This is a genomic window from Sphingomonas sp. CCH5-D11 (assembly GCF_001557395.1).
Classification (GTDB): domain Bacteria; phylum Pseudomonadota; class Alphaproteobacteria; order Sphingomonadales; family Sphingomonadaceae; genus Sphingomonas.
The window spans coordinates 1-15,066 of sequence record NZ_LSKH01000273.1 but is presented as its reverse complement, the minus strand read 5'-3'; the positions used below and the strand labels follow the sequence as shown (position 1 = coordinate 15,066).

General features: G+C 63.7%; 15 protein-coding genes. 6 read left to right on the top strand and 9 right to left on the bottom strand.

From position 1 onward, the window contains the following. Positions 1 to 174: 174 nt before the first annotated feature. Both AX702_RS16940 and AX702_RS23885 read right to left on the bottom strand, forming a co-directional pair. Positions 175 to 975, bottom strand: a complete 801-nt coding sequence (locus AX702_RS16940) for a phytanoyl-CoA dioxygenase family protein (protein ID WP_082746335.1) — start codon at positions 973 to 975, stop codon at positions 175 to 177. A gap of 146 nt (positions 976 to 1,121) precedes the next feature. Further along, entirely contained in the window at positions 1,122 to 1,943 is an 822-nt protein-coding gene (locus AX702_RS23885) for a tyrosine-type recombinase/integrase (protein ID WP_082746334.1), read from the bottom strand. Between the two features lie 507 nt (positions 1,944 to 2,450). Here AX702_RS23885 and AX702_RS22190 point away from each other — a divergent pair. Beyond that, positions 2,451 to 3,332 (top strand): hypothetical protein, encoded by an 882-nt coding sequence (locus AX702_RS22190; protein ID WP_156455559.1) that lies wholly within the window; start codon positions 2,451 to 2,453, stop codon positions 3,330 to 3,332. Positions 3,333 to 3,405: 73 nt separating this feature from the next. Here AX702_RS22190 and AX702_RS16925 read toward each other — a convergent pair whose 3' ends face one another. From AX702_RS16925 to AX702_RS22180, 7 genes are all read right to left on the bottom strand, one after another. After that, the gene (locus AX702_RS16925; protein WP_156455558.1) at positions 3,406 to 5,760 is read right to left on the bottom strand and encodes an arylsulfatase; all 2,355 of its coding nucleotides are present in this window, start codon (positions 5,758 to 5,760) and stop codon (positions 3,406 to 3,408) included. A 99-nt stretch (positions 5,761 to 5,859) separates the two neighbouring features. Beyond that, positions 5,860 to 7,374 carry an arylsulfatase gene (locus AX702_RS16920; protein WP_066781509.1) on the bottom strand — a complete coding sequence of 505 codons (1,515 nt, stop codon included), beginning with the start codon at positions 7,372 to 7,374 and terminating at the stop codon, positions 5,860 to 5,862. A gap of 166 nt (positions 7,375 to 7,540) precedes the next feature. Beyond that, the gene (locus tag AX702_RS16915; protein ID WP_082746333.1) at positions 7,541 to 8,872 is read right to left on the bottom strand and encodes an autotransporter domain-containing protein; all 1,332 of its coding nucleotides are present in this window, start codon (positions 8,870 to 8,872) and stop codon (positions 7,541 to 7,543) included. 8 nt (positions 8,873 to 8,880) lie between these two features. Next, positions 8,881 to 9,528, bottom strand: a complete 648-nt coding sequence (locus tag AX702_RS22185; protein WP_156455557.1) for a hypothetical protein — start codon at positions 9,526 to 9,528, stop codon at positions 8,881 to 8,883. Next, positions 9,525 to 9,899, bottom strand: a complete 375-nt coding sequence (locus AX702_RS16905) for a hypothetical protein (protein ID WP_066781503.1) — start codon at positions 9,897 to 9,899, stop codon at positions 9,525 to 9,527. Before AX702_RS16905 ends, AX702_RS22185 begins: the two co-directional genes overlap by 4 nt. 146 nt (positions 9,900 to 10,045) lie before the next feature. Next, positions 10,046 to 10,285: a hypothetical protein gene (locus AX702_RS16900; protein ID WP_066781502.1), complete on the bottom strand. Its 240-nt coding sequence runs from the start codon at positions 10,283 to 10,285 to the stop codon at positions 10,046 to 10,048. A 45-nt stretch (positions 10,286 to 10,330) separates the two neighbouring features. After that, entirely contained in the window at positions 10,331 to 10,477 is a 147-nt protein-coding gene (locus AX702_RS22180) for a hypothetical protein (RefSeq protein ID WP_156455556.1), read from the bottom strand. Between the two features lie 133 nt (positions 10,478 to 10,610). Here AX702_RS22180 and AX702_RS16895 point away from each other — a divergent pair, with 133 nt between their 5' ends. The 5 genes from AX702_RS16895 to AX702_RS16875 all read left to right on the top strand — a co-directional run. After that, positions 10,611 to 11,306, top strand: coding sequence for an endonuclease/exonuclease/phosphatase family protein (locus tag AX702_RS16895; protein ID WP_066781500.1), 696 nt, complete (start codon positions 10,611 to 10,613; stop codon positions 11,304 to 11,306). Beyond that, on the top strand, positions 11,303 to 13,588 hold the full coding sequence (locus tag AX702_RS16890; protein WP_066781498.1) for a patatin-like protein: 2,286 nt from the start codon (positions 11,303 to 11,305) through the stop codon (positions 13,586 to 13,588). Before AX702_RS16895 ends, AX702_RS16890 begins: the two co-directional genes overlap by 4 nt. 56 nt (positions 13,589 to 13,644) lie before the next feature. Then, entirely contained in the window at positions 13,645 to 13,989 is a 345-nt protein-coding gene (locus AX702_RS16885) for a DUF1049 domain-containing protein (RefSeq protein ID WP_066781496.1), read from the top strand. A 3-nt stretch (positions 13,990 to 13,992) separates the two neighbouring features. Further along, positions 13,993 to 14,667: an orotidine-5'-phosphate decarboxylase gene (pyrF, locus tag AX702_RS16880; RefSeq protein WP_066781494.1), complete on the top strand. Its 675-nt coding sequence runs from the start codon at positions 13,993 to 13,995 to the stop codon at positions 14,665 to 14,667. 77 nt (positions 14,668 to 14,744) lie between these two features. Next, positions 14,745 to 15,066 (top strand): phosphoribosylanthranilate isomerase (locus AX702_RS16875; RefSeq protein WP_443026309.1); only part of this gene is annotated, 322 nt, incomplete at its 3' end.

Genomic DNA, 15,066 nt, shown 5'->3' with positions numbered 1-15,066 from the left:
ATCCACCATGGATCGCGTCCCGGCGGCATAACAGCAGCGACAGATACGAGCGTCTCCCGCATGGCCGGGGTCATAGGTCAAGCATCTCCACGACAATTCAGCCTAGCTGCCCACCCCACGAAGCGTTCGCCGCGGTTGTGTCCGTTGAACCGGTCGTGAGTCCAGATGGTCAGGCTATTCAAGCAAGGGCCCGGGAGCCTCACCGAGCAGCTGCTTAACTTTAAGACGCGCCGCGCCGAGTCGTGCGAACTGAATTATCCAGACCTTGCGTGTCTCGCCGGTCGTATTCGGGCCCGCATAGTGGAGCGTCCGCGGCGTGTGAATGGTCAAGCCGCCACGCTGCACCGGGCAGGATACCGCATCCGCCAGCTCTGGCTCTGCTGCTTGAAACCCCTTCCCTCCCGTTCTTCGATCATACTGACCGTGCCTGCGGACAGGGGTGCGATGGCTGCCGCGTTCGAAATGCATGCAGCCGTTTTCGGTTGTGGCATCCTGCAAGGGAATCCAGAAATGTAGAGCTTTGGTATCGAGATTTAGCTTGGCTTTCGCATAGGCTATGTCTTGGTGCCATGGGGTCGCCGTTCGGCTATCGGGCAACTTGTAGATCAGGTGATCGAACCGTCGAGATATAGAGCCGCCAAGCGCTTTCGCCATTTGGCTGCATTTGCGAAAGACGCCTGTTGTAAGCAGCTCCGGCGCTAGGCAGCCGGCATATTCCAGCTCAGGCTGTCGGTATACACCATCAAGCACCCCGGCCTCAGAGGCTTCCTTCGGCGCCATATCTCTTAAGAAGCGCCGAAAAGGAGGGTCGTGATTGGAGCGTGAACTGCTACTCAAAAGCCGATCAGCAATCTGTTCCACTTCACGCAACTCCTCGGGCGTGAATAGCTGATCAAATACGACGAATCCGTCTTGCTCAAGCGCGGCACGTTCCCACGCGAGCGTTAGTGTGGAAGGCTCGTCCCGTTCGCGCACGGTCGCTCCAGTCCCCTAAGGTAACAGGCGCCTCTGACAGCACGACGCTGTTTGACTAACCAATACGTGAGAGTGCCGGACCGTGCATCAACTCAGGTGAGTAGCTCGCAAAGCGCGATGTCGTACATAATTGCGCGCCGCTGATCCTAGCACCGATGCCCCCTCCAATACCGCTGCCACTTCAGGACCGTCCCGGTCGCCACCATCGCGCAGGACAAGTCACCCACCCGCGGTGAAGCGCACCACGCCGCCGTCCTGGCGCCTTTGCCGTTCCCCAGCGAGCGGCAGGTAAGCGCCGGTCCCGTTACCAGCACGTGCCCTTCCCGCGATCTGCCGACCGGCATGCCGACAAGGCGCACCAGCGCGTCACGTGCAGCCTCTGCGGTGGCGCGCGGACAAGGCTGATTGCTGCGGCAGGTTCGCTGGCGCACCTTGCGGGACATATCGAGCTTCGTCGTCCAGATCGGCGCCAGCACACCCGTGATGTCGGCGGCAGTGATCTTGTCCACTCGGATGTCGCCAATTTTCTCGAATGCGTGGTTCTCAAGCGAGTTGATGAAGGTCTGCGCTGCTCGTTCGCTCCACCCGCCCTGCAGCGCCTCGTGCGCCAGCTTCGCAGCCTCGCGGAAGGTTGGTATCGATCGCCGGTCCCGGTCACGCTCTGCCACAGGATCTAGTCCGGCCTTGGCAGCGTCGCGCAGGATGCCGGCTTTCTCCCGTGCCTCAGCGAGCGTGAGGATACGTTTGTGCAGGATGGGAATAGCGATCGGCGACGCTTCGCCCTTGCCGGTAGCGCGCGACGATGTGTCCACCGCGCCAAGTCCAATGTCACGCCGCTTGCCATCCACCTGCACGCGGAGCAGCCATGACTTGCCCCCGGTTGGCTTCACAAGCAGGTAGAGGCCGCCTCCGTCTGCATGCCGTCCCGGCTTGGCGCTCCTGACCGACAAAGCTGTTAGCTGGCCCACCTGGCTCCCCTGTTCGTTCCCTCACCGTGGGCCGGTTGCTGGCGAACGTCAATGAACAAATGCGAAACGCAAAACAGGAATGTTTCAAGAACGCCAAGGGCATGACGAACGATAGCGAGCAACCGCGAACATTCAGTTAGAAGCCTGCAACCGGCACCAGACCTTTCGGGACAGGCTTGCCCGCCCACTCTCCAGGTTCGACATCTCTGTCGAGATGGGTGCGGAAGCATGGAAACGCTGTTCCCGTTACAAGTTCGTCGCCTTCGGCCCACAGAATGGCTGATGACAGCGCCGGGCTCGCTCCGTTCCGGACTGAATAGTGGATCCACCTGACCGGTCGTTCGCGTATCGACGATGACGAATATCGGCTGATCGACTCAGCCTTGCTGCGCCAGGCAAGTTCGCAAGGAGGGTACCTCCTTCGCGGTACGGCAGCACAGGCGGGCTCGTGCTATCGTAAGATCATCGCATTACTCACGCTTCTATCGCGAACACATGGAGGGTGTCGTGATACTGAACCTCCCACTGCCCCTGATCTGCGGCGTTGCGTGTGCCAGCGCACTGGCCAGTGCTGCCCCGGCCCAGACAGCACGAACTGTGCTGCCGCGTGAGATACAGCAGGTCATCGCCGAAGCCGTTGCGACGTGCAGGTCCGAGGGCGGGCGGCTGGCGGTACGCCCTGGCTATCTGTCGCGGGCAGATTTCAATGGCGATGGACGCCCCGACTATATCCTCAGCGACCGCGAGCTGACCTGCTCCAACGGCAATGCATCGTCGGGGAGCTGCGGATCACGAGGATGCAATCACACCATCCTCATATCGCGCGGTGCGGGCTTTTACCCCCGGACCGATGTCGTTGCTCATGACGCGGCCATTGAACGAACGGGCGGACGAACCCTTCTCTTGGTAAACAAAGAGGCTCCTGACGGCGGAACCCGTTGGGGTTGGCAGGACGGCCGCTTCGATGTCCTGCCCCACGGGTCTGCCACTCGCTCTTCGCCTGCCGCTCAGGCCGGAGCGGGACGGAGCCAAGCACCGCCGTCTGGTCTTTTCCCCTTTCCGGTTGGGATCTACACCAGTGCGAGCAGTTGCAGCGCCGATTCCGGCGGCCTGGTCGAGTTCTTCAGTGAGGGCTATCACCACTGGGAAGCGGACCAAAGCACGTCGTTCGTGCGCAGTGTCGAGAAAGCGCCAGGCAAATTCAGCATCGCCGAACGCTTCAACAGCGATGAGGACGGCGATCCGATCGAGACGGTCGAATACGAGCGGGTCGGCGCGCAATCCTTTCGCCGCATATCCTTTCAGCGCTGGGATGATCGCCTGCAGAAGATGGTACCCGGCAGGGAGGTAGAGACATACCGCTTCTGCCGGCCGCTCGATCCGCAGTGATCGTGCAGCACCAGGTGGCGACCGGCGGCTGGGCCTGACACATGGCGGCCGATCACATCCAACATCGTCCCGCTCACTGACGGGCGTATTTCGCCTTGATCACCTGATCATGGTCGTGATGAGCTTCGCCGCTCACGTCGATCGTCACGGAGTCGATCTCCCCGGTGAACGTGGCACCGTTCGGACCGTAATCCTCGACGACCGGCTCACCATTATCCTGGCCGATGTCCATGAAGTCATCGAAGGAGAACAAGGCCGGTACCGTTTTCTCCACGCGGCCGGAGCCGATGTCGCGGCCATCGGCAAGGAAGGTAACGGTGCCGCCCTTGCCCGATCCGCCGCCGTCGTAGGCGAACTGAAGAACCAGTTCCTTCGTCTCCGCCGGCACCGGCCCGGATCCCTTCACGACGAACGTTTCAAGACCGACCCAATTGTGGGCATAGGCCGGCACGCCATCCTTCAAGTAGAAGCTCCACCCGCCGAACTTGCCGCCCTGCGCCACGATCGCGCCGTTCGCTGGACCTGATCCAAGGCGCACCGCCGCGGTCACGGTAAAGTCGGTGTTCTTCACATTGGGAACGGTATTCTCGTTCATCCGGGTCATGCCGGACTGAAAGGTCATGGATGTCCGACCATTCAGCAGATCCGGCCTTCCTGCCACGCGCGCATCAAATCGTTCACGTTGGCGCGGATCGAGCGGGAGGACGTTATACTTGGCGGCCTCGATCAGAAAGCGGTCCTGCAGCTTGCGCAGCATCGCTGGATCCTTGTCGGCGATGTTGTGCGCCTGGGTCCAATCGTCAGGGCCGTAAAGCTCCCACGGATCCTCCTCGATCGGGCCGACCTCCTCGCGCTTGTCGGGCCATGGCAGGCGGTGCATCGTCACCGCGGTCCAGCCTTCGTGATAGATCCCGCGATTGCAGCCGATCTCGAAATATTGCGTGGTGTGCCGGTCCTCGGCCTCCGGCTCGTCAAACAGATACACCATGCTGGTGCCTTCCATAGGACGCTGCTGGATACCGTTCACGAAATCCGGTTCAGGAATGCCGGCGAGTTCCAGGACAGTGGGCGCGACATCGATGAGGTGGTGGAACTGGCCGCGTAGCTCCCCTGCCCCCCTGATGCGCTTGGGCCAGCTGATCGTCATGCCGACCCGGGTGCCGCCCCAATGCGAGGCCACGATCTTGCTCCACTGGTAGGACGCATTCATGGCGTGCGCCCAGCCGGACGGAAAGTGATTGAAGGCGTTCGGCCCGCCGATCTCGTCCAGCCGGGGCAGGATGTCGGCGGTCGTCATCGGGATGCTGTTCTGGAAGGCCATCTCGTTGAACGTGCCATAGGGCCCCGCCTCCGCTGAGGAGCCGTTGTCACCCAGAATGTAGATGACCAGCGTATTCTCTAGCACGCCGCGCGCCTCCAGCGTGTCCAGCAGGCGTCCGACGTGGTGATCGGTATGCGACGCGAAGGCCGCGTAGGTCTCCGCGAGGCGGCAGGACACCTTTCGGTCATCGTCAGTCAGTTCATCCCAGGAAGGGAGCCATTCGGTCGGCGCGGTAAGCTCTGCATCCTTCGGAATGACGCCAAGCTCCTTCTGCCGCTCAAACGTGATTTCGCGCTGCCTGGTGTAACCGTGATCGAACTTGCCCTTGTACCGGTCGATCCAGTCTTTCGGCACGTGATGCGGCGCATGGGTGGCGCCAAAGGACAGGTAGGTGAACCACGGCTTGTCGGGCGTGAAGGTCTGGAGCGAACCGGTCCATTTGATGACCTGATCCACCAGATCCTCGGTCAGGTGATAGCCCTCTTCCACAGTCTTCGGCGGATCAATCGCGGTGACGCCGTCCACCAGGGGCGGCGCATATTGATTGGTGTCGCCGCCGAGGAAGCCATAGAATTTCTCGAAGCCATCCCCGATCGGCCAATGGTCGAACGGGCCTGACGGACTCGTCTCCCATGTCGGCGTCTGATGCATCTTGCCAAAGGCGCCGGTGTTGTAGCCGTTCAGCTTGAGGATCTGCGCCAACGTTGCGCAGGTGTCGGGGCGCAGGCCGGTGTTGCCGGGCATGGCGGTGGCGACTTCGGTGATGCCACCCATGTTCACCGTGTGGTGATTGCGACCGCACAGCATCGCCTGACGCGAGGGCGAACAGAGCGCCGTGGTGTGAAAGCGGGTGAACTTGAGCCCGCGGCTCGCCACCTTCTCCGCCGTCGGCATCTCACACGGTCCGCCATAAGCGCTGCTGGCGCCGAAACCCATGTCGTCGATCAGGACGATCAGGATGTTGGGCGCGCCCTCCGGCGGACGCAGGAACTCCTTCGGGCGGGGACGGTCGGCCTCCTTCGCGTTCATCGGCGTATCGTGCGGGGGCACGCGCTCCGGAATGGGCAGGACGTAGCGATTAAGCTCACGATGCTTGCTTGCCGTCATCTTGGCCATTCCTTCTTACCGAAATCACAGAGCGGACATTCGCCCGGCAGAAGACAATCGATGGCGGTGGGAGCGACGTGCCGCCATCGAGCATCTGTTCTAATCGTGGCCCTTGCTCATGAACTGTTCGACCACGTTGGACATGTCGAAGCTCTTGCCGCCTTGCACCGGGGGATATTTGGCGAGGGTCGACAGATGCTCCTTCATGAGCTCGCCCAAGGGGCCGGTCTGCCACGACACTTTCTGGATCAGGTGACCATAGCTGTCCGAATTGTCGTAGCTTTCGAAGGGATCCATGCGGATGTTGAAGACGAGCGGCTTCGACCGGCCCGTGATGGTCCCGTAATAATCCTCCGTCGTGGAGAAATGCCACTTCCATGGCCCCATCCGCAGCGCCGCGAGCTTGGATTCATTGTAAAAGAACAGATGGTCACGCGCGGAATCTGCCGCTTCGCCTTTCCAGTAGGAAAGGTTGTCGATGCCATCGATATATTGCTGCTTCTCCGCCAGCACCTTTTCGTTCACATCCTCCACGCCGGCCGCAACGGCCAGGGTGGTGAACATGTCCTGATGGCATTGGATGCCGTTCTTCAGCTGCATCGGGGCGATCACGCCCGGCCATTTCAGCATGGAGATGACCCGGACGCCGCCTTCGTAGGTGGTCATCTTCTCGCCACGCCATGGCGTCGTCGCGCCATGCGGCCAGGATGAATGCTCGGGCCCGTTATCGGTCGAATACCAGACGATGGTATCTTCCTCGAGCCCGTTCTCCCTTAGCCAATCGAGCACGAGGCCGATATCGTGATCGTGCTGCAACATGCCCGAGCCGTGAAGGTCTGCCTCGGACGTGTATCTCTCGGCGGCGTAGCGCCATTTGTCGTTGAGGCGGGTGTAGAGATGCATGCGGCTGGTGTTGAGCCAGACGAAGAAGGGCTCATCCGCCTCCTTCGCGCGCTGCATGAAGTCGAGCGCGGGCGGGATGAACTCCTTCTCGTCCACTTCCTGCATGCGGTCCTGGTGCAGCGGGCCGGTGTCGACGATCTTCTGCTTGCCGACGCGCCCGAAGCGCGGATCTTCGGTCGGATCGTCCTCGTCCGTCGCCCAGCAATGCAGCACACCGCGTGCGCCGAACTTCTTCTCATACTCCTCCAGGCTGCCGGCATAGGCCTTGGCGAACGCCTGATAGTCGCGCTGCTGATCCTCTTCCGAGACGTTCAGGTGATAGAGGTTGCCGAAGAACTCGTCGAACCCATGATTGGTCGGCAAATGCTCGTTGCGGTCGCCCAGATGCGATTTGCCGAAATGGCCGGTGCGATAGCCGGCTGCCTTCAGCACTTCGGCGAGACAGGGCGATGCCGGTTGCAGGCCGAGCGGATCGCCCGGCTGGCCCACCGTCACCATGCCCGAACGGATCGGATATTGGCCGGTGATGAAGGAGGCGCGACCCGCAGTACAAGATGGCTGCGCGTAATGATCGGTGAAGCGGATGCCGTCATATCCGATCGAGTCGATATTCGGCGTCGTATATCCCATGGTACCAAGGCCATAGGCGCTGACGTTCTGCCATCCGATGTCGTCTCCCCAGATGACCAGGATGTTCGGCTTCTTAGGCATGTGCGACTCTCCGCTAGAAGGGCGGGTGGAGAATGTTTCGTCAGCCGGCGAGCCAGTATCGGGGATAACCCCGAACATCCGCAGTGCCTTCATCCGCCCCCGCCGCAGAACACCCCCGTCGAGGAAACAGCCGACTGGCAGAAGCAACCCGCGATGGCAGCTCAAGTCAGAAGCGGAAGGACAGACTGGCGCGCGATCGCCAGCTGGAGAGCCCGCCAGAGCCAATCCCGTAATATTCACCCGAGCCGACCAGCGCGACGCTGCGGCGCACCTGCATCCGTGCACCGAACCGCACCGAGCCGATCACCGAGCGTGTCGAGACCAGGTTGAGATCGGGACGCAGAATGCGGCCTTCGTTCGGGCGGAGGACAGCAAAGTCCATTCCGCCTTCGACAAAGGGGGTGACGATTACATCGCGCGCCCGGATCGGGCGGCTGATCTCCAAGGATGCGGCGAAGGCGCCATAATCGAGACGGCTCGCCGGTTGCTCGACCCGTAGGTCGATGCCGGCGGCATTGCCCTGCAATCTGAAGGGATCGTGCCAGAAGCGTGCATAGCTGAGCGCGAGACGCGGTCGAAGCAGCAGGCCGGCGCCGAGTGGACGCTGCGTACTGACGCCCAATGTTCCGGCGAGGGAGAAGCTGTCATGCTTTCCCGACAGCATCAGCAAGTGCCGCTCATATTCGGCGAAACTGAAGCTCAGGCTTGCATCCAATATGACGTCTGAACCTGCAATCCTGTGAACCATATAGGGCTTGAGCACGAGGAACTCGGCTTTCTGAGGGATGGCACCGCGGAAGGATGAGTGCTCCGAATTGCCAAACTGGATCGCCAGTCCGGCAACCGTCTGATTGTCAAACAAGCGATCGAGTCCGACGCTGTAGAGCGACGAAACGGCCTTCATCACGCTGCCAGATCTCTTGTCTTCAAGCGACGTGAACGATGCTTCGCCCCACGCCGTCCACCGCCGCCGCGCGTCCGCGACGACGGCGCAGGCCTGTTCGACCAGCTTCGGATCGACCCTGAGCCAGCCCTTGCGCCCGGCCTCGCAAAGCTGCTCCGCGGTCATCAGCATGGGGCGGGGATCGTCAGGCCTCAGGCGAACGTCGCGCGGAAGATGACGCTCCGGGCGCGAGCCGGGCGTGAGCGCGCCGGGCGTCGGTCGCAGCCCCGGAATGAGTGGGTCAGGGTCGGGATGAACCTCTGGCGTCAGCGTGTCCGGATCTGGTCGCAGTTCTGGCGTGAGCGTGCCGGGATCGGGTCGCACCTGCGGCGTGAGAGCTCCCGGATCCGGTCGCACCTCGGGCGTGAGCGTGTCGGGGTCTGGACGCATCTCAGGGGTGAGCGCGTCGGGATCAGGACGCACCTCTGGCGTTAGCGTGCCAGGATCGGGACGCAGTTCCGGAGTCAGTGTTCCCGGATCAGGCCGCACCTCCGGCGTCAGGGTTCCCGTATCGGGCCGCACCTCCGGCGTCAGCGTGCCAGGATCGGGACGCACCCCTGGCGTCAGTGTTCCCGGATTGGGCGAACCTCCGGGGTCAGCGTTCCCGGATCAGGCCGCACCTCTGGTGTCAGCGTCCCCGGATCGGGACGCAGCTCCGGGGTCAGTGCCCCGGGGTCGGGTCGCACTTGCGGAGTGAGCGTATCTGGATCGGGACGCACCCCTGGCGTCAGTGTTCCCGGGTCTGGCCTAACCTCGGGGGTCAGCGTTCCCGGATCAGGCCGCACCTCCGGCGTGAGCGTTCCGGGATCAGGACGGACCTCTGGCGTCAGTGTTCCCGGATCGGGCCGCACCTCTGGCGTCAGCGTTCCCGGATCAGGACGTACGGCCGGCGTCAGTGTGCCGGGATCGGGGCGAATCTCTGGCGTCAGTGTTCCGGGGTTCGGCCGCACCTCAGGCGTCAACGTGTCGGGGATCGGCCGTAAGCCAGGCGTCAACGTATCTGGATTGGGCCGCACCTCGGGAGTCAGCGTGTCGGGGTTCGGCCGCACCTCCGGCGTGAGCGTATCTGGGTTCGGCCGCACTGCCGGCGTCAACGTACCGGGGTTGGGCCGCACCTCCGGCGTGAGCGTATCGGGATTGGGCCGGACGCCCGGGGTCAGCGTATCGGGAAGGTCGCGATCGGGGGGATCCCATTGATTGGGGAAGTTCAAGCCGCCCGGCCGCTGATCGGCGGAGTCGAGGAAGATGTCGTATTCGGCAAACTCTGTCCGGATGTGCGCGAAAGATTGTGGGTCCCGCCATATTCGCGGACGATCGGGGAGATGGTCAGGTGCAATCCGGTGTCGGGTTGCGTCCAGCTATCCACATGTTCGCCCGTTTCGGGAAACACGACGAAGAACTCGCCCGGCTCGGTGCCCGAGAGCCATACCGAATGCTCTCTGTTCTCCGTCCAGCCCAGGAACAATATTCGGCCGTCCGGCTCCGCCGTTTGCGCGCCGGCCGCGTTCGTCAGCAACAGGCCGGCAGTTGCTCCCGCCAGGCAGAAGCCGAAAAGTTTCCAATCCGGGCGACGATAGGACACCTGCCCATTCTCTGCCTCAGGCGGTGTTCAGTGCATCAGTAGAAGCTCGTATTTTTGCAGATATCGGCAGGCCTGGAAGGAAAGTTCACGGCCGCCTCACGACCCCATGCACAGGGCCAGTGCGTTTCCTTTGCCGGCTCCCGGCGTCACCTGCTTCGCCGCTCTCGTGGACCGATCCGGCGCGTTTCTTCCGCCATGTAGCGCACCACCAGCTTGCGGATGTGGCGCCAGCGCCTGCGTTCGAACGAGGCGAGGCGTGTGCGTGCAATCCGCTTGTCGACATAGCCCAGCGGATCATCGACCTGCTCACCCAGCACGCGGCGCGCACGGATCTTTGCCTCGATACGCCAGCCGGACTGCGCGCCGAATAGATAATCGAACAGCATCAGCGCGCCTGTAACTTGCTGGCCCTCGGCTGAAAATGCCGGATATCACCTATTCGGATGGCCGGCCGCGCGGATCATGTCTCGCCACACCGCCTCTTGCCGGGCACGCCGATCGGGATCACGCCGCGCGGCGCGCGCGGAGAGCAGCGCCAGCCCGACCAGCGGGAAAACGAACACAGCTTCCGATAACATGATGCGCCTCCCTTGCCGCCGACTCCTGACGCCCAGCCATTGCGCCGGAATGCGGTTAGGCGCATCGCCGTTGCGACCGCCGCGCGACAAAGTGGCGGCAACCAGCCGGCGAATAGGGCGTTTCACCACCGCAATGATCCGTGTCGCGAGCTACAACATGCGCAAGGCGATCGGCACCGATCGCCGTCGCAATCCCGAACGCATTCTGGAGGTGCTGCGTGAAGTGAACGCAGACGTGATCGCGTTGCAGGAGGCCGATCGCCGCTTTGGCGCCCGCGCAGCCGTGATCACGCCCCATCTGCTGGAAGAGCACAGCGACTGGAAGCCCGTCACCTTTGGCGTGCGCGTCAATTCCATGGGCTGGCATGGCAATGCGCTGCTTGTCCGAAAGGACAGCCAGATCGTCGATTGCGAGTTGATCCACCTCCCCGCGCTGGAGCCTCGCGGCGCCGTGATGGCGGATGTTCGCATCGGCGCGACGATCCTCAGGGTCATCGGCATGCACCTGGACCTGTCCGGCCTGTGGCGCCGGCGGCAGGCGGCAGCCATTCTCGCCCATGTCTCGGCCAGCACGCACCAGCGCCCGACGGTGATGATGGGCGACCTGAACGAATGGACGCGGGCTGCGGGGTGCCTGCGCGACTTTTCGCGCGACTTCGCCTTTGCCGAGACGGGGCCGAGCTTCCACGCCAGGCGGCCGGTTGGCAGGCTGGACCGGATCATGGTTTCCGAACAGCTGACGATCGTGGAATGCGGCGTTCATCAAAGCGCCGCTGCCCGCAAAGCCAGTGATCACTTGCCCATCTGGGCCGATCTGCGCCCTGCATGATCCGCGAGACCGAGCTGCGCCTGGCGCTGGTATGCTATGGCGGCATCAGCCTTGCCGTATACATGCATGGCATCACCAAGGAGATCTGGCATGTGGCGCGGGCCAGCCGGGCCAGCCACGCGGGAGAGGTGCTGACCGGCAGCGCGGCCGTTTACGCCGAACTAATGGACGAGATCACGCGCGAGACCGGCACCAGGCTGCGCGTGCTCCCGGATATCATCGCCGGCGCCAGCGCGGGCGGCATCAACGGCATCTTCCTGGCGCAGGCGCTGAGTGCGGGGCAGTCGCTGGACCCGCTCACCGACCTCTGGCTCGAGAAGGCGGACGTCGAGGCGTTGATCGCGCCTGGCACCGCCCCCGCCACGCGCTTCTCCAAAGCGTGGGCGCTTCCGCTGGCCTGGATGGCGGCGGGAAGGAGCGCCGACAAGCTGGAGGCGCTGGACGACGATACACGCGACGAGGTGCAGGCGAAGCTTTCACACTTCGTGCGATCGCGCTGGTTCGAACCGCCGTTTGATGGACCCGGGTTCACCGCCATGCTGCTGGACGCGTTCGACGCCATGGCCGCAGCGCCACGCGGCCCGCGCCTGCTGCCGGAGGGGCAGCCGCTTGACCTTTTCGTCACCGTTACCGACTTCACCGGCCATCCCGAACGCCTGCAGCTTCATTCGCCCGCGGAGGTGATGGAGACCGAGCACCGGCTGATCCTGTCCTTCACCGATCATGGCAGAGAGTGCGAGACCCTCGCCGCCTCGCCCGAACTGACCTTTGCTGCCCGGGCGACCTCGAGCTTTCCCGGCGCCTTTCCGGCATTCAGCGTCGCTGAACTGGATGCGGTGCTCGACGGACGCGCTGCGCAATGGCCGGGCCGACGCGCGTTTCTTCAGCGCACCCTGCCGCGCCATGTGGCGGCGAACGCCGCCGAGAAGGCGCATTTGATCGACGGGTCGGTGCTGGCCAATGCGCCGTTCCGCCCTGCCATCGACGCGCTGGACGAGCGGCCGGCGCGGCGCGAGGTCGATCGGCGGTTCGTTTACATCGATCCGTCGCCGGGCATGAAGTTTCGGCTGACCCGCGGCAATGATGGGCAACCGGGCTTCTTCCAGACCATCCTGGGAGCGATCAGCGAGCTTCCCCGCAAGCAGCCCATTCGAGACAATCTGGAGGCACTTGAAGCGCGTTCGCGCCGGATCGAACGGATGCGCGCGATCACCGATGCGGTTCGGCCGGCGATTGAAGCTGAGGTGGAGGCCCTGTTCGGGCGCACCTTCTTTCTCGATCGCCCGACGCCGGCTCGTCTGTCGGGATGGCGGCGGCGCGCCCAGATGGCGGCGGCGGAGCGCGCCGGGTTCAGCTACGCCGCTTATGCTCACCTGAAGATTGCCGGTGTGATCGAGACGATCACCGCGCTGCTCCATGCGGCCGGTGGCGAGCCCGGGCCGCAGCGCTGGGCAAAGATCCGCGACCGCATCGAGGCTGCCTTGCTTGCGCGCGGGTATGACGAGGCCAGCCCATCCGATGCCTCAAGCGCGGCCTCGATCGATTTCCTGCGCACCTTCGACATTGGATTTCGGATCAGGCGCCTCCGCCTGCTCGCTCGGCGGCTGGGCGAGCTTGAGCCCGATCATGACGAGGCCGTGCTGCTGCCTGTGCGCCAGGCGATCTACGATTCTCTGGCCGCCTATATCGCCCGCAAGCTACCGGAGCCGCATCGATCCCTGCGCGGCAAGGTGCGATCGCTGAAGAGCGACGCAAGCGGGCTGCTCGACGAGCTTGCCGGATCGCTCGCGCTTACGCGCATCGATGGCGAGACGGACGAGCGGATGGCGGCTGCGCTGGCCGGATTGCCGCGAGCCCCGCGCCGGACCTTGCTCCTCCACTATCTCGGCTTTCCCTATGTCGATCTGGCGACCCTGCCGCTGTTGCAAGGCGCCGGCGTGGACGAATTTGATCCGGTGAAGATCGACCGCATCGCCCCGGATGATTGCGTTGCCATTCGGCAGGGCGGCGCTGAAGCAACGCTGAAGGGCATCCAGTTCAGCAATTTCGGCGCTTTTTTCAGCCGCGCCTATCGAGAGAACGACTATCTTTGGGGGCGCCTCCACGGTGCAGAGCGCATGATCGACATCATCATTTCGGCGCTACCGCTGGACACTCGGTTGAAGGCGGGCATGGTGGCCGCAGCGAAACGGCGGGCATTCCACGCCATTCTGGACGAGGAGGAATCGCGGCTGTCGACTGTGAGCGCGCTGATCGCTTCATTGCGCGCCGAGATCGGCTGAGGCTGGCCAAAGCCCGCGCACCGTAATAGCGTCGCCGGCATGCCGGAGCCTTGTTCATGCAGTTCCTGAAAATCCTGTTCTGGGCGTTGATCGCCTTTGCCGCCGCACTCTTCACCTTCGGCAACTGGAAATGGGTACCCATATCCTTGTTCGGCAATCTGGTTGCCGAGGTTAACCTGCCGATCCTGCTGCTGGTGACGTTTCTGGCGGGATTTCTACCGACGCTTCTTTACCAGCGCGCCGTTCGATGGCGCCTGCGCCAGCGACTCGCCGCGGCGGAGCGCATGGCGGCCGATCTCCGCGCCCGGGATGTGGCGTCACCAGCGCCCGTGCCCGCGAATGCCCCGGCGCCACACCCAGCGCCGATTTCACCCGTTGCCGTTTCCCCAGAGGTCGCCTGACGCATGTCCAACCGCATCTTCGTCGCCATCGATACGCCGGATCTGGAGCGTGCAAAGGCAATGGCCGCGCGCGTCCGGCACCATGTGGGCGGCCTGAAGCTCGGCCTTGAATTCTTCGTGGCGAACGGCGCGCAAGGGGTGCGGGACATGAGCCAGATTGGGCTCCCGATCTTCCTTGACCTGAAGCTGCACGACATCCCGAACACGGTGGCAAAGGCCATCCAGGCGCTTGGCGGGCTGGAGCCGGCGATCCTCACCGTTCATGCCTCGGGCGGACAAGCCATGCTGGAAGATGCCAAGGCGGCCGCCCCTTCGGGCACCAAGGTGGTCGCCGTCACCATGCTGACCAGCCTGGATGACAATGATCTGGCGGCGACCGGCGTTCAGGGCCGGGCACATGACCATGTCCTACGGCTGACCGAACTCGCCCAGCGATCGGGTGTCGACGGGATCGTCTGTTCGGGCGAAGAGGTGGAGGCGGCGCATCGGAACTGGCCGAAGGGCTTCTTCGTCGTACCCGGCGTCCGACCGGCGGATGGCGCGGCAGGCGACCAGAAGAGGATCGTCACGCCCCGTCAGGCACTCGATCGGGGCGCGTCCGTGCTGGTGATCGGCCGGCCAATCACCCAAGCGGACGATCCCGACGTTGCCGCACGCGCGATTGGCGCGACGCTCTGATCCGGGGGCGCGGGCGGTGTCTTGCAGCAGTGGCATGCGCGTTGCGGAACACGAGGCCTGCCCCGAGTGAGATTGCTTTGATGACCGACGTGAAAATTTGCGGGCTGAGCACCCAGGCAACCGTCGACGCCGTCATAGCGGGCGGCGCGACGCATATCGGCCTAGTCTTCTTCCCGCCCTCCCCCCGCAACTTGAGCTTCGACTCGGCGGCGGCGCTTGCCGCGCGCATCCCCGCCCGGGTTCGGCGGGTCGGCGTCTTTGTCGACCCCGACGATGCAGCGGTCGAGCGCGCCGTTCAGGCCGGGGGATTGCACGCGCTTCAACTACATAAGGCGTCGCCGCAGCGGGCAGCCCATCTGCGGCAACGCACCGGGCTTGAGATCTGGTCGGCAGTGGCGG

Excerpts from the sequence above, each read along its gene's own strand:
- AX702_RS22180 (WP_156455556.1), bottom strand. The coding sequence starts at position 10,477 with ATGTTATCGGAAGCTGTGTTCGTTTTCCCGCTGGTCGGGCTGGCGCTG.
- AX702_RS16900 (WP_066781502.1), bottom strand. The coding sequence starts at position 10,285 with ATGCTGTTCGATTATCTATTCGGCGCGCAGTCCGGCTGGCGTATCGAG.
- AX702_RS16890 (WP_066781498.1), top strand. The coding sequence starts at position 11,303 with ATGATCCGCGAGACCGAGCTGCGCCTGGCGCTGGTATGCTATGGCGGC.
- AX702_RS16885 (WP_066781496.1), top strand. The coding sequence starts at position 13,645 with ATGCAGTTCCTGAAAATCCTGTTCTGGGCGTTGATCGCCTTTGCCGCC.
- AX702_RS16895 (WP_066781500.1), top strand. The coding sequence starts at position 10,611 with ATGATCCGTGTCGCGAGCTACAACATGCGCAAGGCGATCGGCACCGAT.
- pyrF (WP_066781494.1), top strand. The coding sequence starts at position 13,993 with ATGTCCAACCGCATCTTCGTCGCCATCGATACGCCGGATCTGGAGCGT.
- AX702_RS16920 (WP_066781509.1), bottom strand. The coding sequence starts at position 7,374 with ATGCCTAAGAAGCCGAACATCCTGGTCATCTGGGGAGACGACATCGGA.
- AX702_RS16925 (WP_156455558.1), bottom strand. The coding sequence starts at position 5,760 with ATGACGGCAAGCAAGCATCGTGAGCTTAATCGCTACGTCCTGCCCATT.